This window comes from Paenibacillus beijingensis (genome assembly GCF_000961095.1).
Classification (GTDB): Bacteria; Bacillota; Bacilli; order Paenibacillales; family Paenibacillaceae; genus Paenibacillus_O; species Paenibacillus_O beijingensis.
In genome coordinates, this window is record NZ_CP011058.1 from 4,307,775 (window position 1) to 4,325,876 (window position 18,102).

The window sequence follows — 18,102 nt, forward strand, 5'->3', positions numbered from 1 at the left end:
GTCGGAGTATGGCGAATGATCAGCATACTGAACTAGATACCGAACAAAAGTTGGAGCTTGTCAAAGAGCAGCTAGTCGAACAGGGGAAGAAGAGGTCGTCCCTGTCTTATAAAGAGATCATGGACAAACTGGCGCCATTCGATCAAGACCCCGAGCAGATTGACGAGTTCTTCGAACAGCTTGACGATTTGGGTATTGAAGTAACGAACGAACGCGACGACGATCTGCCGAACATGGGCGGAGACCGTGAACGCGAGCACGATGAGTTCAATTTCGACGATGACCTGGCTCTGCCGCCGGGAATTAAAATCAACGACCCTGTCCGGATGTACTTGAAAGAAATCGGGAGGGTGCCGCTTCTTTCTGCGGATGATGAAGTGGAGCTGGCCAAACGGATTGAGAAAGGCGACGAGGAAGCGAAGCGCCGTCTTGCCGAAGCGAACCTTCGTCTCGTTGTCAGCATTGCCAAACGTTACGTCGGCCGGGGAATGCTGTTCCTGGATTTGATCCAGGAAGGAAATATGGGCCTGATCAAGGCGGTTGAGAAATTCGACCATACGAAAGGCTATAAGTTCAGTACGTATGCGACATGGTGGATCCGTCAGGCGATTACGCGCGCAATCGCAGACCAGGCCAGAACGATCCGGATTCCGGTTCATATGGTTGAAACGATCAACAAGCTGATCCGCGTCTCGCGTCAGCTGCTGCAGGAACTCGGACGCGAACCTACGCCGGAAGAAATTGCCGCCGAGATGGAGCTGAGCACCGATAAAGTCCGTGAAATTATGAAAATTGCTCAGGAGCCGGTTTCGCTTGAAACGCCGATCGGGGAAGAAGACGATTCGCATCTGGGTGATTTTATTGAAGATCAGGAGGCGCTTGCGCCTGCGGATGCGGCGGCTTACGAGCTTTTGAAGGAACAGCTTGAAGATGTGCTCGACACGCTGACCGAGCGGGAAGAAAACGTGCTTCGTCTTCGTTTCGGACTTGACGACGGACGTACGCGCACATTGGAAGAAGTGGGCAAAGTATTCGGCGTTACCCGTGAGCGGATTCGCCAGATCGAAGCCAAGGCGCTTCGCAAGCTTCGTCACCCGAGCCGCAGCAAGCGGTTGAAAGATTTTCTCGAATAAAGGCCATTCCGACCTCTCTGCCTGGCAGCGGGGTCTTTTTGTTGCCCGCAGCGCACCCGGTGACCGTCAAACCTCTTCAATTCCGCGGTTCGTTTGTCGATAGTAACAATAAAGAAGGATTGGACCAGCGATCATTTCTAAGATCGAATGAACGAAAGGAAAGCGGATATGGACGGAGATCGCCGAAAAACGATTGTGAAGGAAATCGACCATTGGCAGCGCAGCAGACTGCTTCCGGATCAATACTGCGAATTTCTTCGAAATCTTTATCTTGAAGCTGCGGAAGAGAGAACTCCCGCTTCTCTGACAGGTAAAGCTGTAAGGGCTGCCGGAGGTGCTTCAGGCAAACAATGGCTTCTTACATTTGGATTATTTTCCTTCATTTGTTTTATTGCTCTTCATTTTAACGTTTTTCATCCGGCTTTGCAAATTGCAATCGTTGCTTCAGGATCGGCGGTGTTGCTTTTATTCGGGCAGCGGACGAGAAGACGAAGCGAGACGTCCGGACTGATCTGGATCGGGCTCGGGATGCTGCTGCTGATCGGCGGCGGCTTGTACATGCTGCGGCTGCACGGCATTGAATCTTGGGTACCGAAAGCGGTTCTCCTTGCCGGCTGCGCGCTGTTGTGGATCGTATTCGGGCTTGCGGCGCGCATACCGCTTCTTCATCTGTGCGGCTGGATTGCCGCTGTGCTGCTGTATGCGCTTGTGTTGCACCGGCGAGATGTAACGCTCCGGATATATGAAATTGAGCTCATCTGGCTTCCATGCGCCGGCGTATTCGGATGGCTGGGCTGGTTCATTCACCGCTGGTCCAAGCAGGCGGCAGCCGTGCTGCTGGCGACGGCGCTGCTCCTTTTTTTCATGCCGGAACTGTACATTGCCGCATTCATCGACGATTGGATTTGGCTGCAAGTGCAGTTTATTGGTAAAATAGCTTTCGGCGGGGTGCTTTTATTTGCCCTGCGAAAACATTGGATAGCGTGGGTTGCCTAATATGTTAATGATTTCAAAACGGCTGGCGTCGATTGCCGCCTATGTTACGCCGGGCAGCAGAGTGGCGGATATCGGATCGGATCACGCGTTGCTGCCGATTTTTCTCGTACAATCGGGCAAAGTGCCGTCCGCGATTGCCGGCGAGCTGAATGCCGGACCGCTGGAGGCGGCGCGCAAAGGAACCGCGGCAGCCGGATTGTCGGCAAAGATTCAAGTCCGGCAAGGAGACGGGCTGGCCGTTTTGCAGCCGGGAGAAGCGGATACTATTACGATATCCGGTATGGGCGGCAGTCTGATCCGCACCATATTGCAAGACGGGAATGAGGCCGGCAAGCTGGCCGGCGTGAAAGAACTGGTGCTGCAGCCCAATGTGGGGGAAGAGTTCGTGCGCGCCTGGCTGCTCGACAACGGCTGGTATTTGCAGGACGAGCACATATTGGAAGAGGACGGCAAAATATATGAGGTGCTTCATGCGCGCAAGCCTGCGGATGCGGCATCGCTGAACGACAAGCTGTACGGAGCGGACCAAGCCCGCAAGCTGAGGCTGCGCATGGGGCCTTATTTGTTGGGCCGGCCTACGGACGTTTTAGAGCGTAAATGGAATCAGGAGCTGGATAAGCTGGGCCGCATTATCGGTCAGCTGTCGCAGTCGGATCTGCCGGAAGCGCGAGCGAAGGAAAATGAATTGCTGCGGGAGATGCGCGAGATCGAGGAGGTGCTCTCATGTTTGCCCAAGGACAAACGGTAATCCAATTGATGGAGCAGCTGGCTCCGAAACAATACGCGATGGAAAATGATAAAATCGGCCTGCAGCTCGGCACGCTGAACAAAGAGATCCGTCAAGTGCTGGTGGCGCTGGACGTTACGGATGCGGTGGCGGATGAGGCGATTGCGATCGGAGCGGACCTGATCATCGCGCATCACGCGATTATTTACCGGCCGCTTGCAAAGCTGGATACGTCCACCCCGGCCGGCCGCTTGTACGAAAAGCTCATAAAGCACGATATCGTCGTCTATATCGCCCACACCAATTTGGATGTGACCGACGGCGGCATGAACGACTGGATGGCCGATCTGCTGGGAATTGCGGAGGAGAGCCGTTCAAGTCTGGAAGAGCTGCATACCGACAAGCTGTACAAGCTGGCCGTATTTGTGCCGAAGACCCATCACGAGCGCGTCCGCGAAGCGCTTTGGAACGCGGGGGCCGGCGGGATCGGCAATTATGACTGCTGCAGCTTTAATATCGAAGGGACCGGTACGTTCAGGCCCGGAGAAGGGACGGATCCGTTCATCGGAAGCCGGGGCAAGCTGGAGACGGTGGAGGAGATCCGGCTGGAGATGATCGTTCCGGACAGTGTACGCCGCAAAGCGGTGCAGGCGATGCTGAAAGCCCACCCGTACGAGGAAGTGGCTTACGACTTGTATCCGATGGATTTGAAAGGCCGCACCTGGGGGCTTGGCCGTGTCGGCAAGCTGAACGAGCCGCTGACGCTGGGCGAATTTGCCGAGCGGGTGAAAGAAGCCTTTGACGTTCCTTATGTCCGGCTTGTCGGAGATCCGGCCCGCAGCGTCAAAAAAGCGGCCGTGCTCGGCGGATCCGGCGCCCGTTATTACCGCAACGCGATCTTTGCAGGAGCGGACGTGCTTGTAACGGGCGACGTTGATTATCATACGGCCCATGACGCGCTTGCGGCCGGAATGTGCCTCATTGATCCGGGCCACAACGCGGAGAAAATTATGAAGCCGCGAGTGGCGGACTGGCTGTCGCAGCGGCTCGCAGAACGCAAGTACGCGACAAAGGTGGCCGCGTCGGCGGAAAATACGGAGCCGTTCCGCTTCGTATAGGAAACGGCGAACAAGGCGCGCTCATTCATCGTGAAGAAGGCTTCGAATAGAAGCTTTTCATACTGTGCTTGCTGCCGTTTCTTCCGGTTTTCTGAAACAAAAAATTGTTTTGGGAAGGAATGGCGGTTGAGCTTTGTCCGGATTCCTAGTATACTAGCTAGAGGATAAGGAAAGTTTGACAGACAATCGCTGGCGGCTTCGCGCCGCGAGAGGAAAGTCCGGGCTCCATAGGGCAGGATGCTGGATAACGTCCAGTCAGCGCGAGCTGAAGGATAGTGCCACAGAAACGGACCGCCGATGGCCGGCATTTGCCGGCACAGGCAAGGGTGGAACCGTGGTGTAAGAGACCACGAGCTGCATTGGTGACAATGCTGCTGGTAAACCCCATCTGGAGCAAGACCGAGAGGACGCCGGCGGCCTTTAAGGCCGCAACCCTGACCCGGGGTGCGTCCGGGTGTGTCGCTGGAGCCGTTCAGCAATGAACGGCCTAGATAGATGATTGTCGCTTCATCGTGGGAGGGTCGTTCCCGTTTGGACCACTAGAAGTACAGAACCCGGCTTACGGCAAACTTTCCGCAACGAACCTTTTAAGCGTTCCCGACAACGGGACGTTACTTACTTAAACAACCGGCCGCATTGAAGCGGCGCAGCAAAAAACGCGAAGAGCGTACTCCACGCGGAGCCGCTTATCGCGTTTTTTTGTCGTTGCCCAGCATTCACCGCTTCATAATGTTGTTATCGCCCGGACAATTGTCATTGCCGTTTTTTCGTCATGGCTCGTCCTTTAATCATCACCCGGAGCCCGTTCACGGATTCGCATTCTCGTATCGCTGGGCAATTGCCGACAGTCTGGCTTTTGCCCGGCTCGAAAAAGTTTGCAGCGACTTGCCGGTCGTCTCCGCCGCTTCGAGCGCCCTAACCACGTCGATTTGCCCATAGCCGAAATAATCGTCCTTGCCTTCCGGACCCAGATCCCGGGCTGTATTGCGCATCAGATCCATCACCTCGACATTGGTCAGTTCCGGGTTTTTGGAACGGATCAGCGCAGCGAGCGCGGCCGCGTGAGGGCTTGCCATCGAGGTGCCGGACAGCGCCGCATACTCATTGCCGGGGTATGTGCTGGCGATCGTGTCTCCGGGCGCTGCGACGTCGATATAGCTGCCGTAGTTGGAAAAAGATGCTTTCCGGCCGTTTGCATCAGTCGCAGCCACAGCGAGCACTTCGGGATATGCGGCCGGATAACCGGGCCGGTCCGTATTGTCATTGCCGCTTGCAGCGATCAGTACGACATCCTTATTGTAGGCATATTTAATGGCGTCGTGAAGAAAGGCCGCCTGCGCGTAATTGCCAAGACTCATGTTGATCACTTTGGCCCCGTGGTCGGTTGCCCAAATAATGCCCTGCGCAACGGAGTAAGTGGAGCCGGCGCCGCTGCTGTCCAGCACTTTGACCGGCATCACCTTGTTGTACCAGCTTATTCCGGCAACGCCTTCGCCGTTATTGACGCCGGCGGCGATAATGCCGGATACATGGGTGCCGTGTCCGACGTCGTCCGCGGGCGCCGATCCCGGCTCGACGATATTAGTGCCGCCGAGCAGCTTGCCCTTCAAATCCGGGTGGTCGGCCTGCACTCCGGTGTCCAGCACGCCCACGGAGACGGCAGTATCTCCTTTGGAAACGTTCCAGCCCCGTTCCGTTTCGATCGAGGGCAGATTCCATTGGTATTTCGAGTACAGCACATCATTGGGGACAATGGGAGAACCCGCCGCTTGGGCGGACTGGTCCTCTTTTGCCGGCAAGTTTACTTTGGATTGCAACGTTTTGGAACCATCCTTAATGTCATTCGTTAAATACAAGTAATGAGGTTCCACATATTCCGGCTTCCACCGCTTCTGAAAATAGGCCATCATGTTCCTTGCATCCATCTGGCGGGAACGGAATACAAAGGTTTTACCTAACTTTTGCTCTTTAGCGGCGCCGATATCCGACCGGATCTGCTGCATCTGCGCTTCGCTGGGATCGCGTTGAAAACGGACCACGACCTCGTTGATATGGTAATGGCTGGCGTTTCCGTTATCTTCTCCTTCGCGGACCGTCATATCTTTCATGGTGCCGGACTGGACCGATTCCATGCGGTAATGACCTTCTGCCGGGTAAGGAACGAGGCGTAAGTTGCGCATTTGGTGCTTTTGGACATCGCCTACCGTGTCCTGACGGATCAAGGCGATCATCCCGGCTGAGCGGTTACCGGGACGACGGGGCACGCCGAGCACGACGTAACGCTCGCCGTCCGTCATGAAAACCGGCGATTCGTAGAACCGGCCGCTTCCGGCCTCAGTGCGGGCTTTCGCCAAATAGCCCTCGGCCCTTTCTTTTAAATCCGGGGCAACGGAACCGGCCGAAACGGGGGAGGCTGCTCCGACCTGCTGCACGTACCGCAGCTGCGGGCGCTGCTTCATCATTTTTTGCAGATGTTTCGCAAGTCCCGGTCCGCTGTGATCCTTGGCGAGCATTTTGCCCAGCTCCTTGGAGCACTGGAGCGTGCACAGTTTTGCAGTGGCGTTCATGTCCCGCTGCAAGGAAGCGAGCTTAAGCGCTCGTTCCTTCTTGGCCGACAGCGCCTTCGTTTTTGTAATTTGCACATTGTCACCGCCGTTATCGCGGTTATTCGCTCCAAACCAAGGGGTGATCGGAAGCAGAAGAGCGAGCGCGGCCAGCGCGGTAAACCAGCCAACCCATTTTTTTCGCATCAAGTTCACTCCAATTCGTATATTAACGGCTCTGTTTAGAGTAAGGAGATGAATGCTAAAATATACAGCCGGTCTGCCCTCAGAAGCAGTACCATCCGCATGAAATTTGTGGTACGATGTTGATGATATGCACAGTTTGTCTGGAAGAAATGAAAGGGGACCAACCAATGTCATCTACCAATGTCAAGACGCTTAGCGAATCAACACGCGGCAAATTAAAACAAGCCATTTCGAATCTGGAGCCTTTTTTGAACGAACATTCCCTGTCCCAACTTACCACCCCGGAAGCGGGTGAAGAAGAACAGGCCTTTTATAAAGGATTGCTGTCGGACATGCGTCACCTGCTTGTTTATTCCGAGGTTGCTTACGAGAAGCTGGGCGTAACGCTGCGCCGTCCCAATTTCGATATCGACTATGCGGAACGGGTACTGTACGAAGTGTATCACCAATGCGTAAACGCCTTCTTTTATCCGAAAAATGAAGTTTATTCCGAGGACGGCCGTTATGCTTACACCGGTCAGGACGCCATTCGTTTCCGGGTAAAGCCGGTTCGCGTTGCGCGTGACATTGTGCTTGGCATTTCCAAAATTTTCGAAGAGCTGCGCGACGACCTTTCGTATTATGAAAATGACTATATGACCCAGCGCAGAATGCAGGGTTCAAAATAAGGCAGGCATAGATCACCTCCGCTGCGGGCAACTTGATAGCGGGGGTGATTTTTTTATGCCGAATGGCGTGAAATGCAGTGTCTCCAATTGCACATTCTGGGATGAGGGCAACCGGTGCGGGGCAAGCCACATCAACATTGAAATCGATGGGCATGCTTATGCAAACATTTCGGAAGAGTTTGGGGAAGAGCTCGGATCCGGGCATAAGGACCGGGCTAACGAGTCGGCCGCCACTTGCTGTCATACCTTTAAACCGAAGGAGTGAGCGAGCGGTGAGCCGAGGGAATAAGAACAAGAAGCCGAACGCGGACAAAGAGCGGCGGCGGAAGGAATGGATTCGGAAAGCGAACGAACATTTTCCGAACGAGGAAGCGGCTGCCGATTTCGGCGTCACAAAGGCGGATTTGAGCGCAGCGAGTGAACGGTCTTTGGGGGAACGCTCGTTCAAACGGAGAGCGCTGGCCGATATACGCTCCGCAGGCGTCAGTCTCGGCTGGATCGCGCTGCTGTTTGCGGTTGCTTCGTGGTTTGTATGGCCGGTATTGCTTGGGGGGACGGCGGCCGTTCTCGGATTTGTCGCTTTTTCTCAAGGAAGCCGCGGTCTCGGCATTATGGCAATGGTACTCGGTCTAATTGCGGTAACGATTTATTTGATCCTCATTCCTCTTTATTTTTTAACGGTTTAACGCGCACCGCCCGGCCGGCATCCCGTTCGCCCGCCGGGTTATTATCGTGCGCAGGACGGGTAATCGGCGGGGGACTAGCCCCTGCAGGCAAAAATGTGTAAAATAAAAGCAATACTATCTATTTCGGAGGCTCCAATGAGTATCGATCCGCGGATCATGAGGACAATGCTGCAGCTGCAGCTGTCGCCTACGTTGGATTTTAACGGCCGTGCATCGGCAAGTGCGTCAAATGACAATCTTTCCTCGCTGTTCGATAATCTGCTGACCGGTTTAATGGCGGCGGAAAGCGGCAATACAGGTGCAGGGAATGCTGCAGCGCTGCACGGAAAGACGGAGCGGACCGCTCTCGCCGCGCTGGTGGAATCGGCCGCCGTTTACGGCTCTCTCTCGCCGGACGCGAGCATGAACGTGAACGGCATCGCATCATCGGCCGGGCTTTCTGTGCCTCCGGCCGAACACGCGGCTGCGGAACGCCCGCCCGCTTCCGGACCTAACGGAACGGGGCTGCAAAGCGCTGCTGAAAGCGGCACGAATGCGGGGCAGGGGGGCAATCCGCTTTGGGACGCCCGGCTGCAAGCCGGTTCGCTGGCGGAGCCGGGATTCGAGCCTGCTGCTTATGATCCATTGATCTCGGAAGCGGCATCCAAGTACGGCGTCGATGCGTCGCTTATTAAAGCCGTTATCAGCTCGGAGTCATCGTTCAATGCTGAAGCGGTCTCTTCAAGCGGGGCAAAAGGGCTGATGCAGCTGATGGACGATACGGCGCGCAGCCTTGGCGTCAGCGACGCGTTCGACCCTTCCCAAAACATTGAAGCGGGCACCCGTTATTTGTCTTATTTGATCCGCAAATATGACGGCAGCGTTCCGACCGCTTTAGCGGCCTATAATGCCGGACCCGGAAGGCTGGAGCGGCTCGGTATCGGAAGCGGCAGCGAGCTCGCGGCCGGATTCTTATCTCTTCCGTTGGAGACGCAGCGTTACGTGACAAAAGTGCTGCAGAAACAGATCACTTATACCGTTTGACCGTTTCACGCCTGCAAGCGCCCGAAAAGCGGCGTTTGGGGCGTCATTTTTTGCTGCAAAAAGGCAGGCGGCACTTATTTTTTACACGCATCTTATTTTTACCGCCTATTGGAGAGGAGGAACAACTGTATGCTTTATTTCGACCACTGCGCCTCAACCCCTCCCCATCCCGACGTCGTCCGAACGATGGCCGAAGTAATGCAGCTGCACTATGCCAATCCGTCATCGCTGCACCGGGCCGGCCGTGAGGCAGAAGCGCTCATTGAGCGGGCGAGGAAACAGATGGCAAATCTGTTTGCCGTGAAGCCGGAGGAATGGGTGTTCACTTCGGGCGGCACGGAAAGCAATCAGCTCGCCATTAAAGGAGCCGCAATGCGGTTTCGCTCTCGCGGCAATCATTTGATTACGACCGAAGTGGAGCATCCTTCCGTTTACGAGGCGTTCCGGCAGTTGGAGCGCAGCGGCTTTCGGGTGACCTATCTGCCGGTAGACAAAACCGGCACGGTGTCGGTCACAGATTTGAAGCGCTCGTTAACCGAAGATACCGTGCTTGTCAGTGTAATGCATGTGAATAACGAAGTTGGAACGGTTCAGCCGATCGAAGAAATTGGCGAGCTGCTGCGGAATTATCCGAAAACGCTGTTTCATGTGGACGGGGTGCAGAGCATCGGCAAGCTGCCGGTAAATCTAAAGGAATGGGGAATCGACTTGTTCAGCGGTTCGGCACACAAGCTGCGCGGGCCGAAAGGAATCGGCTTATTGTATGTACGGGAAGGATTGGAACTGGAGCCATTGTTCAGCGGCGGCAGTCAGGAACGCGAGCTGCGGGCGGGAACGCCGAACGTGGCGGGCATTGTTGCGGCGGCGAAAGCCGTCCGGCTTGCGGTTGAAGGACAGGAAGAGCGGGCGGCGGCCATGCGAGCGCTGCAATCGCGGTTAACCGGGCGCTTGTCCTCCATCCCCGAGCTGGTCTTGAACAGCTGCGCGCCGCTCGTGGCGCCGCATATCGTTCATTTATCGTATCCCGGCATGAAGCCGGAGGTGATTGTCCACCAGCTGGAAGAGCTCGGAATGCTCGTCTCGACCAAGTCGGCCTGTTCGTCCAAAGACGACAAGCCGAGCCGCGTGCTGCTGGCGATGGGCTGCCCGCGCGAGCGTGCGGCGAGCGGGATCCGCATCAGCTTCGGGGACGAGCATACGAAAGCGGATATTGACGCGCTTGCGGCCGCGCTTGCGGCCGCGGTTCAAAAGCTTAAGCCGATGGAAAGGAGCGAAACGACAACATCATGATTTACGATCGCATATTGGTCCGTTTCGGCGAATTAACGATGAAAGGGCGGAACCGGGGACGGTTCGAGCAGCAGCTGCTCAGGCAGATCAAGCTGTCTCTGCGCGCTTTTTCCGCATTGCAGTACGAAAAAACGTACGGACGGATTTACATTATTTTAAACGGCGAGCCTTACGATAAAGTAGCGGAACGTCTGAAGGACGTGTTCGGCCTGTCGTCGTTCAGCCCCGTCAAACGGGCCGAGCCGGAACTCGAAAGCATACGGGACACCGCCTTGGACGTTATGCGCTCTCTTTCGTCCGTGCCTTCTACGTTCAAAGTGTCGGTTCGCAGAGGCTGGAAAGAGTTCCATCATGATTCGCAGCAGATGAACCATCTTGTCGGCTCGCATGTGCTGCGCGCAATTCCAGCGCTGAAGGTGGACGTGCGCAGCCCACAGGTGGAGCTGAGGGTTGATATCCAATACGAAGGGGCTTACATTTACTGCGAGTCCATTGCCGGAGCGGGCGGTTTTCCTTACGGGACGAGCGGGAAAGCGCTGCTGCTGCTGTCCGGGGGAATCGACAGTCCGGTGGCCGGATGGCTTGCGCTGCGCAAAGGACTGGAACTAGAAGCCGTCCATTTTCACAGCTATCCTTTTACAAGCGAGCAGGCGAAACAGAAAGTTATCGCTCTGGCAAGGAGGCTGGCCCACTATACCGGAAGACCTCTTAAGCTGCATCTGGTGCCGTTCACGGAAGTGCAAACCGCGCTGGCCGGGCAGAAGCAGGACCATCTGATGATAACGATGATGCGCCGGGCGATGCTGCGCATAACCGGAGAGCTGGCGGAGCGGCACGGGGCGTCGGCCGTCGTGACGGGCGACAGTCTCGGGCAGGTGGCCAGCCAAACGCTCGGCAGCATGAACGTGATCGGACGGACGATGGAGCTGCCGCTGCTGCGTCCGCTCATTATGATGGATAAACAGGAAATCATTGACATTGCCGAGCGCATCGGCACATTTGCTACGTCGATTTTGCCCTTCGAGGACTGCTGTACGCTCTTCGTGCCGAAATCGCCGAGCACCAATCCTAACCTGCGGGTCGTGGAGAAGGTGGAGTCCTTCATTCCGGAACTGGACGCGATGCTGCAGCGCGCTGTCGACGGTACGGAGACGGTTTCGCTTCGCGCGACGGACCGTGAACCGGAGTTCGTGCACACGACGGCGGCGGCCGGAGAGAACGACTGGTTTTAGCCGGGAACAAAGGAACCGAAAACAGCAGAACCCTATAACGGGAAACTGAAAAAAGTCTTGGTTTTATTGCTTCGGGCAACAAAACCAAGACTTTTTTTGCCGTTTCTGGCTTACAGACAACGGAGGTCGGAGACTGCAAAAAAAAAAGACTGATGATCGCTCACCAGCCTCTCTGCTTATTCGATAATTTTTTCCGCGCTCTCCCTTAATGGGTTTCTCTTCTTTTTTGCTGGGCGGCTTTGTTTTTGCGAAGATTCTGGGTGATGAGGCCCGTTGCCAGCACAATAACAATCAGAATAAGGATGAAGGACCATTCCAGAAGCGGACTGTCTTCGAAGAAAGCTGCAATTTTCTTTTCACCGGTAATCATATGAGCGGCCGTGTAGACGAGAACTGCGGATCCGACATAGGCAATCCATGGGAAACGATTAAGGAGACGGATGAAAAGAGTGCTTCCCCAAACGACGATCGGGATGCTGATAATAAGGCCGAGAATGACAAGCCATATGTTTCCGTGCGAAGCTCCCGCTACGGCGAGTACGTTATCCAATCCCATCGCGGCGTCGGCAATAACAATCGTGCGGATGGAGGCGGCAAGCGTGTTGCCCGCTTTAATGTTGTGTTCGCCCTCCTCCTGAACAAGCAGCTTATAGGCAATCCACAGCAGCAGCAGTCCTCCGGCCAAGTGCAGCCATGGCACATTAAGCAGTGAAGTGACGATCACCGTGGCGATAATGCGGATGGCAACCGCGCCGAACGTTCCCCAAATTACCGCTTTCTTCTGCTGCTCCTTTGGCAGATTGCGCGCCGCCATGCCGATGACGATCGCATTGTCGCCGGCAAGCATCAGGTCGATGAACACAATGGTGATCAGCGCCGTCCAAAATTCCATACTCATGACATCCATTAACAGGCTCTCTCCTTTGTGTTTTATCTGTTTCTCTTTATCCGGCCCGCTTCAGCAGGCATTTCGAACAACTCTCCCTTGTTTACGCAGCAAAAACGGAATGGATTCACTTTTTTTAAAAAAAATTGGACTATCCCCTCCGGCTTGGACATACAGCTGTTGTAGAGAGGTGAAATCCGATTGGACAATCTGCTAACGTTTCTGGAAATTGTACTGATTAACGTGCTGCTCAGCGGAGATAACGCGGTTGTCATTGCGATGGCCAGCCAGCATCTGCCGGAGCGGCAGCGCAAACGCGCGGTTTGGTGGGGAGCGGCGGCGGCGGTCGGATTGCGCTGTGTGCTCACGCTTGCTGCGATTTCGATGCTGTCCGTGCCGTTTCTGCAGGCGGCAGGCTCGCTTCTGCTCCTGTATATCGCCGTCAAGCTGCTTGCCGATGCCGAGCACGGTTCGGAGGGAGACGGGATCAAGCTTCAAAAGACGCATACTTTGGCCGGTGCGGTGCGGACGATCGTTGCAGCCGATTTCATTATGAGTCTCGATAACGTGCTTGCCATCGCGGCTGTTGCCGACGGCGATGAGATTCTTATTTTGCTCGGGATCGGAATTAGTATTCCGATGATCATTTGGGGCAGCCATCTGATCGGCCGAATGCTTGGCAAATTTCCTTCGCTTGTTTATATCGGAGCGGGTCTGCTCGGTTACGCCGCGGGTGAAATGATGATCAAGGATCCCGGAATGAACCGTCTCATTTTCCAACATCATGCGACGCTGCACGAGGCGGTTCCGCTGCTGTGCATCCCGCTTGTCATCATTGTCGCTTTGCTGAAACGGACGCGCTGATGAGTCCAGTTTAGCTGCCGGAATGCGCTCTTGGCGCAGCTTCCGCGGCTTTTTTTATTTGGCGGCCTGTTCATGCTGGTATTTTGATGTCACTTCCATTAAAATAAGGAGGATATAGTGTCGTCTTTCGTCTGCACGTTTTACGATTGGCAATTGCTGTCGGCGCTGCAAAAGAAACGGGGGGAATCGTTTGATCAAGAATCAATATTCCACCGGAATCGTTATTTTGCTCGCAGGGGTCGTTATATTGCTCGGCAAATTGGGTGTTTTCAGCTTTATCGGTTCGGTATTTTGGCCGTTGTTTGTGCTGATTCCGGGCGTTCTGCTGCATGTGCTCTATTTTGGCCGTCTGCTCCCCGCGGCTGTTCTCATTCCGGGCGGCATGTTGTCCGTATATGCGTTGTTGTTTTTGTTTTGCAATGTGTTCGGTTGGGACAACATGAAGTATTTGTGGCCATTTTTCATCTTCGGAATTGCCGTAGGACTTTACGAATATCATTTGTTCGACTTGTCCCGTCCGCGCACCGCATTTACGGTGGCAGCGGCGACGGCAATTATCGCGGCCGTATGTTTGGCGTTTGTGCTGCTTTGGAGCTGGGGGATTTATTTGATTGCGATCGCGCTTGTCGTAACAGGCGGATGGATGATGATCGGCAGACGCGCCCGTTGGTGATCGAAAGAGAGACAAAAAATAATTGATGGAGTGGATTTAATTCATGCATGCAAGAGAGAAACTGCGCAATATTGCCATTATAGCCCACGTCGACCATGGCAAGACGACTCTGGTTGACAAACTGCTTCAGCAGTCGGGAACATTTCGGGACAATGAGGTCGTTCAAGAGCGCGCAATGGACTCCAACGATTTGGAGAGAGAGCGCGGCATTACGATTTTGGCCAAAAATACGGCCATTAACTACAAGGATTACCTGATTAACATTGTCGATACCCCGGGCCACGCCGACTTTGGCGGCGAAGTGGAACGGATTATGAAGATGGTCGACGGCGTTCTGCTCGTTGTCGACGCCTTCGAAGGCTGTATGCCGCAGACGAAGTTCGTGCTGCGCAAAGCGCTTGAGCATCAGCTTACGCCGATCGTCGTGCTGAACAAGATCGACCGTCCGAACGCCCGTCCGGCCGAAGTGGTCGACGAAGTGCTCGATCTGTTCATCGAGCTCGGAGCCAACGACGACCAGCTGGAATTCCCGGTTGTGTATGCTTCGGCGCTGATGGGCACGTCGAGTCTGGACCCTGACAAACAGGATGAGAATATGGAAGCGATGTACGAGACGATCGTGAGCCACATTCCGCATCCGACCGAAAACGTGGAAGAGCCGCTTCAGTTCCTCGTTACGCTGCTTGACTATAACGAATATTTGGGACGCATCGCCGTCGGACGGGTTAACCGCGGCATTATCAAACAGGGTCAGTCGGTAGCCGTCATTAACCGCGAAGGTGTGACAAAGCAGGCCCGGATTGAGAAACTGTTCGGATTCCAAGGTCTGAAACGGGTGGAAGTTCCGGAAGCGGGCGCAGGCGATATCGTTGCGATCGCCGGCATCAAGGAAATCAACATCGGGGAAACGATTGCCGACCCTTCGAAGCCCGAAGCACTGCCAGTTCTGAAAATCGACGAGCCGACGCTGCAGATGACGTTCCTCGTCAACAACAGCCCGTTCGCGGGCCGCGAAGGCAAATGGGTAACGAGCCGCAAGCTGCGCGAACGTCTGTTCAAAGAGCTGGAGACCGACGTCGCGCTGCGGGTCGACGAAACAGACAGCCCGGATGTGTTCATCGTATCCGGCCGCGGCGAGCTTCACCTTGGCATCTTGATCGAAAACATGCGCCGCGAAGGCTACGAGCTGCAAGTGTCGAAGCCGGAAGTTATCATTAAAGAAGTCGACGGGAAACGGATGGAGCCGTACGAGCGCCTGCTCATCGACGTTCCGGAAGACAGCATGGGATCGGTTATGGAAAGCCTGGGAACGCGCAAAGCGGAAATGATCAACATGATCAACAACGGCACCGGACAGGTTCGCCTGGAGTTCATTATTCCGGCGCGCGGACTGATCGGCTACCGGACGCAATTCCTGACGCTGACGCGCGGTTACGGCATTATGAACAACGCGTTCGAGAATTACGGACCGCTCGCCGGCACCGGCGTAGGCGGCCGCCATCAAGGCGTGCTTGTCGCCAGCGAGAACGGCACTTCGACCTTCTACGGCATGATGGGCGTTGAGGATCGCGGTGTCCTGTTCCTGGAGCCGGGAACCGAAGTGTACGAAGGCATGATCGTCGGGGAGCATAACCGTGACAACGATATCATCGTCAATATTTGTAAAGAAAAGCAGCTGACCAACGTTCGTTCCGCGTCCAAGGACGACACGGTTCGTCTGAAAACGCCGGTTCTGTTCTCGCTTGAGCAGGCGCTGGAATATTTGAACGACGACGAATATTGCGAAATTACGCCGAAGTCGATCCGGCTTCGCAAAAAGATTTTGAACAAAAACGAGCGCGAGCGCGCGGAAAAGCAGCGTAAGACGGCCCAATCCGGCGTATAACGTTCGAATGATTATGATAGGCCGCACGTACAGAGCAGGCAGGAGGAGCGATCCTTCCTGCCCTGTTTTGTCTTTTCTGTTTTTACCGGTGAACAGGAGCGTAGCGGGCGAGTTGTTCTGGAGAAGCGGAGCGTTCCCTTTGTTTCATATGATATATAAGTTGAACCAAAGAAACGGACTAGATTAGCGGAGAGGGCAGATCGTTCTGGAGAACCAGAGCTTATGCTTCCGAAGCGGCTTTTCTACGAAAAGCTTTAAGTTTTCGCCTTTGCAGCCGAATTCTTACCCTGTAGGTTAAATAAAATAATAGAATTTGGTTGCAACAGCGATCGGAAGAACGATCTGCTCGCGCAAGCGAGCATTTCAAGTCCAAAAGTTTAGTTCAATTTATATAACAATTCGGGGACAACAGCGATCGGAGACCCGAACCAGCCGCGCAGCGCCCACTCACAGGATCCCTTCCTTTAGGAGGCTGTCAAGATGCAGCATTGGCTGAGCGTTCACCCTCTCATATCATATTTGATCATTTTGGGGTGTATTATTTACATCTTTAACAAGGTGTTTCGTCCTCAGAAAAAGCTGCCGATTTTAAAGGAAATCGCCGTCTATCTTTTCATGGCGCTCGGCTCCGCCGTGCTGCTGCTGCTGCAAATCGATAAGCTGCCCATCATCCAGTGTATGGCCGTTGCCATCGCGATGATGATGCTGCTGCGGATCCGGCAATTCAAAGACCGCAGAAAACGTACGGCACGAACGCCCAAAGATATGGGTTCATGATGGCAGGAAGTCATTAATTCGGGCGGAACTTGCATCAGCCGCTAAATAATATGGAATAGTAAAGGTGGAAGATATGAACTCTGGTACAAATTTGCCTCCGCGTTCGGCCAGACAAGGCGGACCGAACCGGGGCAATCCGTCCAAAAAACAGGTGAAATCGATGAAATCCGCTTCTCGCGTACGCAGAATATTTTTTAGGCTCATTATGCTTCTTGTAGTCGGCGCCGCTTGCTTTGCCGGATATTTGTTTTGGAAAACGGGCGATGCGATTAATAACATCAGCGGAGTCGAGACAACCGTACCGGCTTCCGAGTCCGTCAAAAACAAACCGGTTGCGATGCTGCTCATGGGAGTTGATACGCGCAGCGGTACGGGCGGCAGCCTGAATACCGATGTCCTGATGGTCGCGGCATTTCATCCCGATTCGAAGTCCGCGACGGTCGTATCGATACCGCGGGATTCCCGGATTCCGGTGGAAGGTTACCGTCAGCGGAAAGCAAACGGCTATTATGCGGCTTTTATCAGCAATGCCAAGGACAAAAATTCGAAGCTGACGCAGACGGAAGCGGAACAAATCGCCCGCGATGAGATGAAAAGCATGCTCGGCGACTATTTCGGCATTGATATCAAATACTCCGCAATCATAAATTTTCAAGGGTTTGCGGATGTCATCGATGCGCTTGGCGGCGTTAATGTAAATGTCGACATGGATATGGACTACGACGATCATGCCGGTCAGCCGGGCGGCACGAGCATTCATTTGAAAAAAGGTCCGCAGAAGCTGAATGGGGAAGACGCTCTCGGATACGTGCGATACCGCAAGTCCAACAACGGCAAAAATCCGTCCAGCGATTTTGACCGCAACCGGCGCCAAAGCGAAGTCGTCGGAGCGATTACCGACGAACTGAAATCGGTGGGAGGCATTTCCCGTCTCGGATCGGTTATCGGAGCGGTCGGCCACAATATGAAAACCGATATTCCGAAATCCGAAATTCAAAACTTCATGAAGACGTATTTCGGCATCAGCAAAGAAAATGTTAACTTTATTCCGCTGGAAGGGACATGGAAAAGTCCTTACGTTTATTTGAACGATTCAAGCGTGGAAAAAGCGAAAGCGTCTCTTCAGGCAAAATTAACCGAATGAACGTAGTGCGGCGCGCATAGATATGTTATACTACATCTACGCAAGAGGCTCTCTAACCCCACTCCAAGGAGGTCATGCGGATGACCGAACCCTATGCGGCACAATCCGGACATTATTGTCAAGATCGTTTTCAGCATCGATATGCTCTTCCGCATTACGCTATTCGGTCGGCTTGTCCCCCTGCGTACGGTATCGCCGTGTCCCGCCTTGAGCCGTGTTCGGCCGACAATCCGGCACCGGCTGCGAACGG

At 54.5% G+C, this 18,102-nt stretch carries 17 protein-coding genes and 1 other RNA gene; 16 read left to right on the forward strand and 2 right to left on the reverse strand.

Annotated elements, in window-relative coordinates; all coding sequences use genetic code 11:
• The first annotated feature begins 8 nt into the window (after positions 1–8).
• The 5 genes from rpoD to rnpB all read left to right on the forward strand — a co-directional run bounded on the left by rpoD (position 9) and on the right by rnpB (position 4,551).
• Positions 9–1,133, forward strand: a complete 1,125-nt coding sequence (rpoD, locus tag VN24_RS19405; RefSeq protein WP_045671763.1) for an RNA polymerase sigma factor RpoD — start codon at positions 9–11, stop codon at positions 1,131–1,133.
• 168 nt (positions 1,134–1,301) lie between these two features.
• Entirely contained in the window at positions 1,302–2,129 is an 828-nt protein-coding gene (locus tag VN24_RS19410) for a hypothetical protein (RefSeq protein ID WP_045673480.1), read from the forward strand.
• Between the two features lies 1 nt (position 2,130).
• On the forward strand, positions 2,131–2,877 hold the full coding sequence (locus VN24_RS19415; RefSeq protein ID WP_045671764.1) for a tRNA (adenine(22)-N(1))-methyltransferase: 747 nt from the start codon (positions 2,131–2,133) through the stop codon (positions 2,875–2,877).
• The gene (locus tag VN24_RS19420; RefSeq protein WP_045671765.1) at positions 2,853–3,974 is read left to right on the forward strand and encodes a Nif3-like dinuclear metal center hexameric protein; all 1,122 of its coding nucleotides are present in this window, start codon (positions 2,853–2,855) and stop codon (positions 3,972–3,974) included. The genes VN24_RS19415 and VN24_RS19420 overlap by 25 nt, the downstream gene beginning before the upstream one ends.
• A gap of 170 nt (positions 3,975–4,144) precedes the next feature.
• Positions 4,145–4,551: RNase P RNA component class A (gene rnpB, locus VN24_RS26675), an RNA gene on the forward strand.
• 229 nt (positions 4,552–4,780) lie between these two features.
• Here rnpB and VN24_RS19425 read toward each other — a convergent pair.
• On the reverse strand, positions 4,781–6,724 hold the full coding sequence (locus VN24_RS19425; RefSeq protein ID WP_045671766.1) for a S8 family peptidase: 1,944 nt from the start codon (positions 6,722–6,724) through the stop codon (positions 4,781–4,783).
• Between the two features lie 167 nt (positions 6,725–6,891).
• Here VN24_RS19425 and VN24_RS19430 point away from each other — a divergent pair, with 167 nt between their 5' ends.
• The 6 genes from VN24_RS19430 (at position 6,892) to thiI (ending at position 11,623) form a co-directional block, all read left to right on the forward strand.
• Positions 6,892–7,392 (forward strand): YpuI family protein, encoded by a 501-nt coding sequence (locus VN24_RS19430; RefSeq protein ID WP_045671767.1) that lies wholly within the window; start codon positions 6,892–6,894, stop codon positions 7,390–7,392.
• Between the two features lie 55 nt (positions 7,393–7,447).
• Positions 7,448–7,657 (forward strand): DUF1540 domain-containing protein, encoded by a 210-nt coding sequence (locus tag VN24_RS19435; RefSeq protein ID WP_045671768.1) that lies wholly within the window; start codon positions 7,448–7,450, stop codon positions 7,655–7,657.
• Between the two features lie 7 nt (positions 7,658–7,664).
• Positions 7,665–8,078 carry a hypothetical protein gene (locus VN24_RS26520; protein WP_052703056.1) on the forward strand — a complete coding sequence of 138 codons (414 nt, stop codon included), beginning with the start codon at positions 7,665–7,667 and terminating at the stop codon, positions 8,076–8,078.
• Positions 8,079–8,213: 135 nt separating this feature from the next.
• Complete coding sequence (locus VN24_RS19445; protein WP_045671769.1) at positions 8,214–9,101, forward strand: lytic transglycosylase domain-containing protein; 888 nt, start codon at positions 8,214–8,216, stop codon at positions 9,099–9,101.
• Positions 9,102–9,230: 129 nt separating this feature from the next.
• Positions 9,231–10,391: a cysteine desulfurase family protein gene (locus tag VN24_RS19450; RefSeq protein ID WP_045671770.1), complete on the forward strand. Its 1,161-nt coding sequence runs from the start codon at positions 9,231–9,233 to the stop codon at positions 10,389–10,391.
• A complete protein-coding gene (thiI, locus tag VN24_RS19455; RefSeq protein WP_045671771.1) occupies positions 10,388–11,623 on the forward strand; it encodes a tRNA uracil 4-sulfurtransferase ThiI in 1,236 nt (411 codons plus the stop codon). Before VN24_RS19450 ends, thiI begins: the two co-directional genes overlap by 4 nt.
• Positions 11,624–11,828: 205 nt before the next feature.
• Here thiI and VN24_RS19460 read toward each other — a convergent pair whose 3' ends face one another.
• Entirely contained in the window at positions 11,829–12,530 is a 702-nt protein-coding gene (locus VN24_RS19460) for a TerC family protein (RefSeq protein WP_045671772.1), read from the reverse strand.
• 180 nt (positions 12,531–12,710) lie between these two features.
• On the opposite strand from VN24_RS19460, the gene VN24_RS19465 reads away from it, so the two are divergent.
• The 5 genes from VN24_RS19465 to VN24_RS19485 all read left to right on the forward strand — a co-directional run bounded on the left by VN24_RS19465 (position 12,711) and on the right by VN24_RS19485 (position 17,852).
• Complete coding sequence (locus tag VN24_RS19465; RefSeq protein ID WP_045671773.1) at positions 12,711–13,373, forward strand: TerC family protein; 663 nt, start codon at positions 12,711–12,713, stop codon at positions 13,371–13,373.
• A 190-nt stretch (positions 13,374–13,563) separates the two neighbouring features.
• Positions 13,564–14,046 (forward strand): hypothetical protein, encoded by a 483-nt coding sequence (locus VN24_RS19470; RefSeq protein WP_045671774.1) that lies wholly within the window; start codon positions 13,564–13,566, stop codon positions 14,044–14,046.
• A gap of 43 nt (positions 14,047–14,089) precedes the next feature.
• Entirely contained in the window at positions 14,090–15,931 is a 1,842-nt protein-coding gene (typA, locus tag VN24_RS19475; RefSeq protein ID WP_045671775.1) for a translational GTPase TypA, read from the forward strand.
• Positions 15,932–16,411: 480 nt separating this feature from the next.
• On the forward strand, positions 16,412–16,708 hold the full coding sequence (locus tag VN24_RS19480) for a YlaH-like family protein (RefSeq protein WP_045671776.1): 297 nt from the start codon (positions 16,412–16,414) through the stop codon (positions 16,706–16,708).
• A gap of 73 nt (positions 16,709–16,781) precedes the next feature.
• The gene (locus VN24_RS19485) at positions 16,782–17,852 is read left to right on the forward strand and encodes an LCP family protein (protein WP_045671777.1); all 1,071 of its coding nucleotides are present in this window, start codon (positions 16,782–16,784) and stop codon (positions 17,850–17,852) included.
• Positions 17,853–18,102 lie beyond the last annotated feature (250 nt).

Excerpts from the sequence above, each read along its gene's own strand:
- VN24_RS19480 (WP_045671776.1), top strand. The coding sequence starts at position 16,412 with ATGCAGCATTGGCTGAGCGTTCACCCTCTCATATCATATTTGATCATT.
- typA (WP_045671775.1), top strand. The coding sequence starts at position 14,090 with ATGCATGCAAGAGAGAAACTGCGCAATATTGCCATTATAGCCCACGTC.
- thiI (WP_045671771.1), top strand. The coding sequence starts at position 10,388 with ATGATTTACGATCGCATATTGGTCCGTTTCGGCGAATTAACGATGAAA.
- VN24_RS19415 (WP_045671764.1), top strand. The coding sequence starts at position 2,131 with ATGTTAATGATTTCAAAACGGCTGGCGTCGATTGCCGCCTATGTTACG.
- VN24_RS19420 (WP_045671765.1), top strand. The coding sequence starts at position 2,853 with ATGTTTGCCCAAGGACAAACGGTAATCCAATTGATGGAGCAGCTGGCT.
- VN24_RS19425 (WP_045671766.1), bottom strand. The coding sequence starts at position 6,724 with ATGCGAAAAAAATGGGTTGGCTGGTTTACCGCGCTGGCCGCGCTCGCT.
- VN24_RS19445 (WP_045671769.1), top strand. The coding sequence starts at position 8,214 with ATGAGTATCGATCCGCGGATCATGAGGACAATGCTGCAGCTGCAGCTG.
- VN24_RS19450 (WP_045671770.1), top strand. The coding sequence starts at position 9,231 with ATGCTTTATTTCGACCACTGCGCCTCAACCCCTCCCCATCCCGACGTC.
- VN24_RS19460 (WP_045671772.1), bottom strand. The coding sequence starts at position 12,530 with ATGGATGTCATGAGTATGGAATTTTGGACGGCGCTGATCACCATTGTG.
- rpoD (WP_045671763.1), top strand. The coding sequence starts at position 9 with ATGGCGAATGATCAGCATACTGAACTAGATACCGAACAAAAGTTGGAG.
- VN24_RS19485 (WP_045671777.1), top strand. The coding sequence starts at position 16,782 with ATGAACTCTGGTACAAATTTGCCTCCGCGTTCGGCCAGACAAGGCGGA.
- VN24_RS19410 (WP_045673480.1), top strand. The coding sequence starts at position 1,302 with ATGGACGGAGATCGCCGAAAAACGATTGTGAAGGAAATCGACCATTGG.
- VN24_RS19430 (WP_045671767.1), top strand. The coding sequence starts at position 6,892 with ATGTCATCTACCAATGTCAAGACGCTTAGCGAATCAACACGCGGCAAA.
- VN24_RS19435 (WP_045671768.1), top strand. The coding sequence starts at position 7,448 with ATGCCGAATGGCGTGAAATGCAGTGTCTCCAATTGCACATTCTGGGAT.